The following is an 11,438-nucleotide window of genomic DNA, read 5'->3' on the forward strand; positions in this document are numbered from 1 at the left end:
TTGCGTTCGACTAAAATAGCCGAATAACCCACAATCTAATTAGACAGCCTAATTTTGAAAGGAGGAGCCTGCGCTACAGTGCTAAAAACTTATTATAAAATCTTGCAAAAATTCAGCTTGGTTCTACTCCTTGTAGTAGCTTCAATTTCGTCAAACGATCTTCTATTGATACCAATTTTGGTAATATGTGTAGGCATGATAATTTTGGCTTTAATTTCCATTGTCGTGGGTGCAATATTTGGTGACAACTCTAGTTCAAGCAATAGTAGTCAAACCCAGTATGGTCGGGATTATGGTCAAGATTATGTCAGGTCTGAGGAAAGACGGAAAGATTTCCAAGAGAAAAAGTTACAACGTGACTTAAATCGTGGCACAACCGATTGCTGGAATACTGAAAGAAATGGCTTCGGAGCAGCTTATCACAAAAATAATGATGGAAGTCGAACTTACAAAGATGGCGACGGAAGACCTTGGTGGTGGTAGCCTTTTGAAAATTGCTGCCCAGTAATTTATTGATATTTGTATGAAAAATACTTAATGAGGACTTTCGCTTTATAGATGATTTTAGGTAATGGATTTAATCCCCTTGTCTCTAAATTCAGGTTCCTTTTTATTGTTCCAAGCGAAAGTCCTATTAATATCAGGTTAATGAAACATAGCGACATAAACCAATCACCTTTACTTGTGGATTCGGGGTACAGGGAGACTCATTCTCTGAAAATGAAAAAAAGGTAATTAAATGAAGTGGGAAGATATACTTGCACCTGTAATTGGCGGGACGCTTTTTACTAGCTTTTTTGGATACATGGCTCTTAATGAAATGCGTTATGAACATTCAGAGATAGAACAAAAACGTGACCGTATTATATTCATTACCGTTTATGGATTGGCATTACTTTTTTTGGTCATATCCATATTTAGGAGGTTACAGGATAAAAACCAGCCAATTGATATTGAATTCATTTACGGGTGGTTTATGTTATTAGTAGTTGCTAATTTTTTTGTCTCATGGTTTGTCGCTTTGTTTGTAAACTGGATATTTGAAGAAATAGAATGGAACAAATGGAGAGGAGTGCTAAAGATAACTGTAATAGCCGGCATAATAGCTGCTATTATTGCTGGTCTAATATGGCGCAACACTATAAAAGAGCAAGAAACACTTGCGGCGTGCTCTAATCTTGCTTCTACGGTTAATACTACGCCTAGAGAAGTTACTTCTACAGTTCCACAAACTTCACCTCCAAGTAAAAGCAGCACTGCTACAGAGAATATCAAATATAGGGAGGCGATAGATGGTGCCAACAAAGCTATTCAATTAAATAGTAGAGACTTAAAAAGTTATCTAATATTAGGTTCCTCATATGTCAATTTAAAAGATTATGATAAGGCTATAGAGAATTCTAACGAGGCTTTAAAAATAGATCCGAATTCTGCATATGCATATCTGACTTTGGAATATGCTTATAGGGGGAAAAAGGAATATGACAAAGCCTTAGAGAACGTCAATAAGGCAATTGAATTGGAACCAAACTATCCAGAAGCTTTTCAACAGCGCGGTGTCTTGTATGAGCTGTATTTAGATAATTTAGATAATATTGAAAAAGCCATAGAAGATTATAATTGGGCTATTGAACTTGATGCTGATTATGCTCGGGCTTATATATCACGCGGCAATGTTTGCATGTTAAAAAATACAAACTATGCGCAGGCGCTAACAGATTTAAATAAAGCAATTGAACTAGACCCTTCTTTTAGTTCAGCTTATTGGTTTCGAGGGTTTTTTTGGGAACATTCAGGCAATAATAAAGACCTTGCTATTGCAGATTACAGGCGTGCAGTTGAATTAGGTTACGAATCAGCTCAAGAAGATTTAAATAGACTAGGGGCGAAATAAGCTGGTATGGTAATATCGTTTAAAATTACTGCGAGAGCAGCCATCATAAGTTTAATATTTTTGCTAACTGTGGGTATACTGGCGTGGTTTTTATTTCTCAAAGATGATCCAATTGTTGGGAAATGGGAACAAGATAATGGTTCTATTATAGAATTTTATCAGGATGGCTCAATAGCCTTCAGTGTTGGCTCAATCGGTGGAGAATTTGGTTTAACAGAGGGTATGCAGGGTAAATATCATAGGGTAGACAATAGCCACATTAGATTTGAAGTTGTAGGGGTAGCCTATTTAACGCAAGTAAACGAAGTAAAAATTTATGGTGATAATCTTACATTAATTGACCCAGGAAGAAAGTCTTATAGTTATATACGTTATAAAGAATTGGAACTAACAAAACAGAACCTAAAAGGTTTATGGAAGCCCAATTCCCCGGGTAGAATTTGTCCGAATGAGACGCGAAAAGATGATTCTAGCAAGTTTATTTCTTCAGTTAGATTCATGGAAGATGGAACGCTCCAACTTCCTACAGTAGGTCCTTTTGGTATTTCAGGACGTTATTATCTCGATAATAACACTATAAGAATTTCTACAGATAAAAATGATATTTTTGATTATGGAACCAGAAAAGCGGTTATAAATGCTTATCAAACTCAATGCAAAGCGGTTTTATCTAATTACCGTTTGGTTCTAAAAGATGGTACTAGTAGCCAGATTTTCGCTAGAGATACCGTCGGCAAATAATAAAAGGGTCTTTTTAACAATTATCCGCTTGCTAAAAACTCTGGAATTGGCGAAGCACCTGAAAATTACCGGGAGCAGAATCTTGTTAGCTATAATTTTTGTCGTAATAAAAATCCTACTGGGAATAGTAGGAGTTGTCCTTCTCATAAGCATCTTTCTTTGTTTCCTTTATAGTCCTTCGTGGTTGCTTTTAATGTTTTCTTTCGGTCTAATGGACGGAAGCATCCAAGCAGAAATTGCCTCAAGTGAAACCACCAGTGGAAGAATATTGGGAACACTTTTCTTTGTTTTTATGATAGCTTGCTGTGTCTTTAGCATTGGGGCAATTATCATAATAGGTGTCCCCTGTTTAGAGTACCAATTTCAGGAGATTTATACTTGGATTGGTTCGTGAAATGTATTAGGACAAACTCTGGTGTTCGATTAATAATGGAGGAAAAGCTCAGAATCTGCGTAAGATTTAGTGGTTCACTATCAAAAGATAGACAGCGGTGGTCAAATTAGCTATGCCGTTTCCGCACCTAAAACCATGAGCTTCGCTTGCTCTCCCATAAATAGGGCAGCCGACCACTCGCTAAAATCTAGTAGAATAGGGTGAAACAATGCCCCTTACTTTACTAATATGCGAAAAAGGGCTTCATTTCCCGCTTAACCACTAAATTTTACGCAGATCCCGATCTTTCTTAATTATTAATCGAACACCAATTACTAACCAGTAGCACATTGTGAAATAGAAACCAGCTTATGAACAATCTAAGCGAATATGTTCTTAAAAAGCTGGATTTTGAAATTAGAACAAGTGTTTACCAGATTGCCCCTGGTTATACCTTCGCTCATATTGGGCCTTTACCACGAAAATTTAGGCAGATCTGATCTCAATTATTAATCGAACACCAGGTTTAGCCAAAACCTGAAAAAACCATCAAGTTGGTGGGGTTGAGAAGCCACTCTATTTAGAAAATCCCAACGGCGTGGCTGCTCTAATCAGTTCTTTTGAGGCTGATCAGGCATCTGGAGGTCAAGTTTATTCTCCTTTACGCAAGGAAATAAACCTGACCTACGGTAAAACTACGGTCAGCTTTGCTTGCTCTCGGTACAGGTGAGTTTGTTCGCACTTGCACCGTCAGTAACGATAGCCTGTATTTGTACCCCTGCGAAATTGGCTATTCTGATGCCGTAAAGGAAATTGCCGCCGGTCAACTTGAGGCCGTCCGATGTTGTGCCTTTTCCAGTGATTGTTACTTCCGGCCCGTTACTGCACCGCCCTAAGATTTGCACCCCTGGACGCATCTTGGGCAGTTGGGCATTAGCCGTAACGCTGGTTAGGGTACTATTGAACATAATGGCGTCGCCACTCTGCGCGCTAGTCAAAGCCCAGGTCAATGAATTGACCGTGCTGGAACTGCCATAATCCTGGTTATTGTTCACCGTCCAGGTAGCATTAATCACTGCAAGAACGGTTGTGTCACTGCTGCTCTGGTAGCTATCGTCTCCGGCAAAACTGGCGCTTAACCCTGTAGGGTAAGCTCCAGTAGCGATACCGCTCAGACTAATAGTGTTCAGAGTTGCCACCCCGGAGGCGTTAGTGATAGCTGTACCAACAGATGCCCCATTGAGTTTGAAAGAAATGCTCTTGCCATTAACCCCACTGCCACCACTGTTGAGAGTAGCCGTGAGATTAACTGTTCCACCATAACTGCCGAAAATCGGAGAAACTGTTAAATTGGTAATGGCTTTACTGAACCTGTAAATCACTCCTTGACTTTGGTTACGACTGGGATTGCCGATAAGAGCTACAGTGCCATCGCTACTCAACGCTACCGCTGCACCAAATTCGTCAAAAAGCATACTGTCGGAAGCTACCAAAGCTGAACCATTCTGATCCCAACTTGTTCCGTTCCACTTATAAACAAACACTGCGCCACCTGCTTTCCCAACCGGAAAGGCGGCCCCAATAATAGCCGTAGTGCCATCGCTACTCACCGCTACTGACTTGCCAAAGATTTCTGCAACCTGCCCATTAGGGTCTACTAACGCTGCCCCTAGTTGGCTCCAAGTTGTACCATTCTTTTTATAAACATACATAGCACCTTGGAAACTTTTATAGTTAATTGTTTTTTTAGGAGCGCTGATGAATGCAGTCGTGCCATCACCACTCAATGATACGGCAGTTCCAAATTGATCCATACCGAGGGTGTTGGAAACTAGCCCCTCTCCTTGTTGGCTCCAAGTCGTACCATTTCTAGTAAAGATATACGCTTCACCCTTGTAGGCATGCTTGTAAGGAGCCCCAATGAGGGCAGTTTTACCGTCACTACTCAATGCTACTGACTCGCCAAAGCCATCAGCCCAACTTGTATCGGAAGCTACCATCGGTGCCCCTTGTTGGCTCCAAGTAGTGCCGTTCCTTATATAAGCATAGACTGCCCCATTCCCAAGACCTTTGTTAACCGACTTACGTGGAGCACTGATGATAGCCGTAGTCCCATCACTGCTCAGTGATACCGCTGTGCCAAAGTAGTCTTCAACCTCATTTATCCCATCAGGCATTATAATTGGATCACCCTGCTGTACCCAGGTCGAACCGTTCCAGTTAAAAAAATACGCCTCGCCTTGCTGAAAATGGCGAATATATGGAAAGATTGGCTCAGTATAAGTCTTGTTTTTAGCACCGATGAGAGCAGTTTTCCCATCTCCGCTCAATGCTACTGACCAACCAAAACTGTCAGACGCTGCGCCATCGGAAGCTACCAGTTCAGGACCCTGCTGTATCCAGGTTGAGCCGTTCCACTTATAAACGTAAGCCACTCCCTGGTTTACCTGATTATTAACCATTTTGTTTTTAGCACCAATGAGGGCAGTCATGCCATCACTGCTCAATGCCACAGCCCCGCCAAACCAATCACTCGCTGAGCCATCTGCGGCAGCGAAGGCAGGTCCCTGTTGAATCATAGGCACGTTAATAGGCACATTGTTGGCAAGGGTGGTAGCGTTTGCCGTATTGGAGTAATCAGAATCAGTTCCATTATTGGTAGCCAACACCCGGTAGTAATAGGCTGTATTGGGAGTTAGCCCGGTATCGCTATAGCTGGTAGTGTTAGCAGCAAGTGTTGTGAGCGATGTCCAACTTGTGCTACCGTTGGGGCTGCGCTCTACCCGGAAACCGGTTTCATTATCGGAATTATCGTGCCAAGTTAGGTCAATCCGAGTGCTAGAAATAGGGCTAGCAGCCAACACAGTAGGGGCTTTAGGCGCGAGCGCGACAGTCCAGCCCATATCCTTGAACATTGCCAACATAATCGGACCCGGGTTATGTTGCGATTCACCCGTCCCGATTGAATAAGTCATCAAGGAGTTGGAAGTGTTATTGTATATATCATCCACATGTGAATAACTCGTACCACTAACCCAAGTAGTGGGGGCGTAGAGCTTTACTCTATTGCCCCCGTTTATTTCCTTGACGGTAGGAGAATCAAAATAGATATTGTTGCTTACCAGTTGTGAACCCAAAGCAACAGAAGGATTGGGAAATAGCCCGGTATTAACCAGAGATTGCCCCGAACCATTCACCACAAACCGATCATAAATAATGGGGTAGTTAGGGGATACACCAAACCCATAGCTGCCACTGCCACTGTTATAATCCATACCTCCGTAGAAGCCTAGCCCATGCCCGACTTCGTGCATAACCACGCTGGTAAAATCAATCAGAGTTCCGGGAGTATTGCCATCGGTTCCGTAATACCAACTAGGGTAGCCACTGTTGAATTCTGCATATATATCCGCATATCCGGGATTATTATCAGAACCGTGCAATTTATCCGCCAGCGCATCACCGTACCAAGTATTGGCGCTGGTTGCTCCGGTGAAACCGTAGTGTATGTAATTGATTCCGGCTGAGCCAAGAATACAAGCGTCATTTGCACTACATGTCTGCAAGTTAGTCCAAGTAGCATCGATAACAATCGGCACCGGAGAAGTTATTTGGGTAGCCCAAATATCAAGCGCATATTGAAAAGCAGCTTGTGCCTGAGTGGTAAAACCGGTGTAAGTTACCGAAAAAGTAGCGGTCGGGGTAGCCATTACACCGTTGAGATTCTGTCTATTACGCAAGAAGTTGGACGGTGGCGGAACCTTAAACGGGTTTGGTTTCCCGTCGGTCATTAGAATAAGGGGGTTATTAGCAGACGCTTTATTTGAAGATTCCTGTAAAGCCGTTCCCTGAATGATGAAGGAATTGATAGCCAGTTGCAATAGTAAAAGTATCGCTAATGGAAATGCTGCCATATAATAAATTTTACGCATAATTCTCCCCTAGTCTTGATGATGTGCTAGATAAGCAAGAAATCAGGCTTGCCTAAACCAGCGGTTCAAATATAGTGATAAAGTTTGTCCCCGTTTCACTACCCAGCGTTTGGTTTTGGTGTTAGATTAATAATTGAGAACTATCAGGATCTGCGTAAAATGTAGTGGTTCAATAGCAAAGGTCAGACAACGGTGGTAAAACTGGGTATGCCGTTTCCGCCCCTAAAACCGTGAGCTTCAACGTAACCGTCCACGGATCGAAATGTAGGCTCAAACTTGGGGTAAAAATGTCCAAACCATTTGGTGCGAAAAGCCTGAGCCACAAACTCAATATTAATTGGAGATGAAACTGGAATTGCCCGGCTGCACTCTTATACTAACAAGCGAGTTGGGCTATCCATTTCTTCTTCCTTTAGCCAGCGGTGAAGTTCATTACTTCTTCTAGTACCGAACTACTAACACCGACAGTAGGTGCAGTAACTACCAGCGTTCCTCTAACATCTGGTGCAGCATAGTTCGAGCTATATAGCTTCACTACCACGCTGTATTTACCCGGCTTGGTCGGTGGTGTCGTTAAACTGTTATAAAGTACAACCACTTGGTTCTCCAATCCTAAGCCATTTGGAGTAACCGTATACCCGACCTTCTTCGGTTTCCCGTCGTAGGCTTGACTTAGGCTCGTCTGTTCCAACTTGAGCGTTGCTACCGCTTTATTAATAAGCAGTACCCCATACGCTTTCCCACTATATATCGGATCGTTTACCGTGACCGTGACCAAGTACCATCCCGCGCTGGTCGGGTTGGTCACTAATCTACCATCATAACTGTAGGTGACTACTACCGCGAGATTAGCTGGACTAGTCGTTACGCTCACGCTCTTGGCTTTCCCGTCATAGGTCTGTACCAAATTCCCCAGCGTTACTTTGGCGGTCAACTTGCTCACCGTCAGGGTTGCGCTGCTACTTGTAGCAGGATATGCCGCATCACCAGCAAATTGAACCACAATCGGGTAGTTTCCGGGTAGAAGGTCTCCTATTGCCTGTTTCACTGCTGCTGAACCTAGGGTCAGCTTTAGGGTGGCGACCCCATTAGTCCCTGTAGTCGGGCAGATCGGCATCCCACTCACGTTGCATGCCGCTTTGCCGTTCAATTTAAAACTAACTGTTTTGCCCTTTATCCCGTTTCGGTTACTGCTCAGCTTGGCGGTTAAAGTGATTGTGCTACCGTATGCCGCTTTGAGGTTACTGATACCCAAGCCAGGAGTTGGGTTGGTAATCACTTGGCTCAATAGGTCAGCAGTGAAGGTGCTGTAGTTCACATCCCCTCCATAGCTAGCTGTCAGCATGTGATTACCAATGCTCAACTTATCTGTGCTGAAAGTAGCTACCCCATTGCTGTCCAGCGTGGAAATACTAGTAGTAGCGTTATTGTCTAGGCTGAAGGTGACGCTACCTGTAGGAGTGCCGTCTCCTGGTGCCGCGGCGCTCACTTCTGCCGTGAACGTTACCAACTGCCCTACGATAGTTGGGTTACTATCTGAGGTTAGTTTCAGGGTAGTAACGGCTTTGCTTACCACCAGAGTTATCGTATCGGCGCTGGTCACGTAATTAGTGTCACCGTTGAATGTAACTGTAATAGTGTGGCTACCAACTGGCAGCCAGTTAAGGGGGGTGAAGTTGGCTACCCCATTGCTCAGGTTTACTGTTGTACCTTGTAAAGCGCCATCAAGGTAGAAAATGACCGCGGCATCGAGCGTGTTAGGTGCTGGGGTGACCGTAGCAGAGAAGGTAACGCTCTGTCCGTAAACTGGATTAGCTACCGAGCTAGAGAACTTAGTGCTGGTTGTGATCGGGTTTACGGTGAGGCTGTTCGAATTGCTGCTACCCACAAAAGAGTCATTTCCTGCGAAAGAAGCTGTAACCCCGCTAACATAAGTCCCTGAGCTGATTCCAATCAGGCTGACATTGGAGAGCGTGGCTACTCCGTCCGAGTTAGTAGTTGGGCAAGCGGGTAGGCTATTGCCACATACCACCTGACCATTCAAACTAAAGCTGATAACTTTGCCGCGCAAAGTCTGCCCATTAGCAGTTAGAGATGCTTTCAACGTGACGGTGCCGCCATAAATTCCTTGAGCTGATTCAGTTGCCAGAGCGGTGATGGTATTCATGTAACCTACACCAAAGTAGGTGCCGGTAAGTTGCGACAAACTCGGCGAAGTTGAAGCATTGACAGAAACAGTAATACAACCAGTAACGGCATCATATGACTGGGTACTAGCTAGTTCCCAGACAGTCCCATCGTACCAGTACGCTACCTTATCTTCCCTGGGATTACAGAAGGTTAGGTTAGCAGCGGTGAAATTAGAGTCAGCCGCCACATTAACATCGAAGAAATCAGTGCCACTCTGGAAAATAGCTTGCCCATTTGGGTTGGAAGAGAAAATCGCTACGCTTACCGTGCCGCTACCACCACGGGCTTCCAAGGCTACACTTCCAGACGTGGAATTGGCAGAGGCAATAGTAGTGGGTTGATCGGCAGCAGTTGAGGCTGTACTGGAGCTCAGTATTTCTACTACGGAAGAGGTGACATAGAAGACCATCGAATTTGAGGTGATTCCTACAGGGGTATTATTAAACACGGTAAATAATAGCACACTGACTGTGTTCAATTGAGCTACTGGAATAACCGCAGATAATGTGGTGGAGCTTATATAGGTTGTATCCAGATTGGTGCCGTTTAAGCGTACCAACGAACTGGGGATAAATCCGTTACCAGTCACCGTTACGACTATCGGATTTGTGGGTTGAACCGTTATTGTCGCAGGATTGATTGAGGTGATAGAAGGTACTGCTCCGGGCGCTACATCAAAGCTAATGCTATCGGCTGAGGTCGCACCTGTTGCGCTCACCAGCAACTGATAGTTCGTACCGCTCTTGTCAATGCTCAAATCTGTGAAGGTCGCAATACCGTTAACCGCATTTACTGTGACTATACCACCAAGTGCTGCCCCTGTTGTACCCGTTCCGCTCTTGATAGCAATGGTCACTGTGCCAGTGTAACTTGTATCAGTGCTGCCGTTCGCAGTCTGTATCGTCACTATCGGTTGGGTAGTGAAAGCGCCCCCCGCTATTGCGCCACTCGGTTGAGTAGTAAATGCCAGTTGGTTGGTTGCTACAAACTCATACGCACCAATGTCACAACCAGTACCCTGTGGTCGGCTAACCCCGCGCTGGTCAATGGTAACTACGCAATTGTTCACCGGAATCGCGTTTATTGCCGAACTGCCGGACAGTAGCGCAATGGTAAGAGTTACCCCACCATTATCTTTGGGAGTATCCAATTTCGCATCGGTAGTGTTAATGCTAGTGCCACTAAATCCACAGGTATAACTCCCCGATGCGTTTGCCTCAAGGTTATAGCCTAAGTCTGTGATGCTGCCGTTACAAACGCGACTGCCTTGCAACAGGCTATTCCTCAAATTGCCTGTTCCATAGATGGCTCCGCCCTCACCGCTAGAGTTATTGAGGAAAGTAGTGTTAGTTACCATAGCTGTGCCAGTATTGTTAAAGATAGCCCCGCCGTTTTGGGTAGCGGAATTGCTGTATAGGCTAGAATTGCTTATCGTTACTGTGCCACCATTATCAATAGCGCCACCTTCGTTAGATGTATTGTTATACAGGCTGGAATTGCTCACGGTGAATGTGCCCCAGTTAGTAATAGCGCCACCCCAAACCTGAGTGGAATTGCTGTATAGGCTAGAATTGCTTATCGTCACCGTGCCGCCATCGTTATGAATAGCACCACCCCAAGTTTGAGCGGAATTGCTGTATAGGCTAGAATTGTTTATCGTTACTGTGCCATAGTTATGAATAGCCCCGCCACTTTCCTCAGCGTAACCCCCGGTCAGGTTGAGATTAGTGAGGGACAAGCTTTTCTCAGCGTTGACGTAGAAAATCTGATATTGATTATTCCCACTGATAATAACCTTACCTGCTCCCGTGTTGGTCAGGGTCAAGTCATTGGCAATGGCTTGAGTGCCATCTAGGATGATAGAGGTATCAGTATCACAGTTAAAGTCTAGCTCGCCTCCTGTGGCAACAACTGCTTTTAACGCATCCAAACTGCAACTACTCGCCGCATACGTAGAATTATTTGCAGTTGATACATACGAAAGTATGGAGATGAAAACCAGTATTGGTATAATAGTAAATATATAGGCACGACTTCTTGATTTACGCCCTAACTTTGTACCCATATGTTGAGGTAATTTCATTGAATACTCTCCTTTACCACCATCGCAGCTAGTAGCAGTTTAGGTATAGGTGCATTTCTCGGTTAACCGGATGAGTCTATACCTCGGTGCGCCAAAAATTGTGGCTACGAGTGCAGCGCTATCGAACATCTTATAAGTACAATCTTTTCGTTTATGCCTGTCAGAGTATTGGATGACGTTTATAATTAGCGAAGCTATATCGGAAACTTTGTGTCAGTGTTCATT

At 44.1% G+C, this 11,438-nt stretch carries 5 protein-coding genes; 3 read left to right on the forward strand and 2 right to left on the reverse strand.

Features of this window, described 5'->3' with window-relative positions:
- Positions 1-78 precede the first annotated feature (78 nt).
- The 3 genes from WCK19_RS17520 to WCK19_RS17530 all read left to right on the forward strand — a co-directional run bounded on the left by WCK19_RS17520 (position 79) and on the right by WCK19_RS17530 (position 2,635).
- Positions 79-483, forward strand: coding sequence for a hypothetical protein (locus WCK19_RS17520; protein WP_342398695.1), 405 nt, complete (start codon positions 79-81; stop codon positions 481-483).
- 256 nt (positions 484-739) lie between these two features.
- The gene (locus WCK19_RS17525; RefSeq protein ID WP_342398696.1) at positions 740-1,894 is read left to right on the forward strand and encodes a tetratricopeptide repeat protein; all 1,155 of its coding nucleotides are present in this window, start codon (positions 740-742) and stop codon (positions 1,892-1,894) included.
- Positions 1,895-1,900: 6 nt separating this feature from the next.
- Complete coding sequence (locus tag WCK19_RS17530) at positions 1,901-2,635, forward strand: hypothetical protein (protein WP_342398697.1); 735 nt, start codon at positions 1,901-1,903, stop codon at positions 2,633-2,635.
- Positions 2,636-3,709: 1,074 nt separating this feature from the next.
- On the opposite strand, the gene WCK19_RS17535 is transcribed toward WCK19_RS17530, so the two are convergent.
- Positions 3,710-6,940: a fibronectin type III domain-containing protein gene (locus WCK19_RS17535; protein ID WP_342398698.1), complete on the reverse strand. Its 3,231-nt coding sequence runs from the start codon at positions 6,938-6,940 to the stop codon at positions 3,710-3,712.
- A gap of 412 nt (positions 6,941-7,352) precedes the next feature.
- Complete coding sequence (locus WCK19_RS17540; protein WP_342398699.1) at positions 7,353-11,213, reverse strand: Ig-like domain repeat protein; 3,861 nt, start codon at positions 11,211-11,213, stop codon at positions 7,353-7,355.
- Positions 11,214-11,438: the final 225 nt, after the last annotated feature.

It is taken from the genome of Candidatus Chlorohelix sp. (genome assembly GCF_037138995.1).
Taxonomy (GTDB): Bacteria; Chloroflexota; Chloroflexia; order Chloroheliales; family Chloroheliaceae; genus Chlorohelix.

Excerpts from the sequence above, each read along its gene's own strand:
- WCK19_RS17525 (WP_342398696.1), top strand. The coding sequence starts at position 740 with ATGAAGTGGGAAGATATACTTGCACCTGTAATTGGCGGGACGCTTTTT.
- WCK19_RS17530 (WP_342398697.1), top strand. The coding sequence starts at position 1,901 with ATGGTAATATCGTTTAAAATTACTGCGAGAGCAGCCATCATAAGTTTA.
- WCK19_RS17535 (WP_342398698.1), bottom strand. The coding sequence starts at position 6,940 with ATGCGTAAAATTTATTATATGGCAGCATTTCCATTAGCGATACTTTTA.
- WCK19_RS17540 (WP_342398699.1), bottom strand. The coding sequence starts at position 11,213 with ATGAAATTACCTCAACATATGGGTACAAAGTTAGGGCGTAAATCAAGA.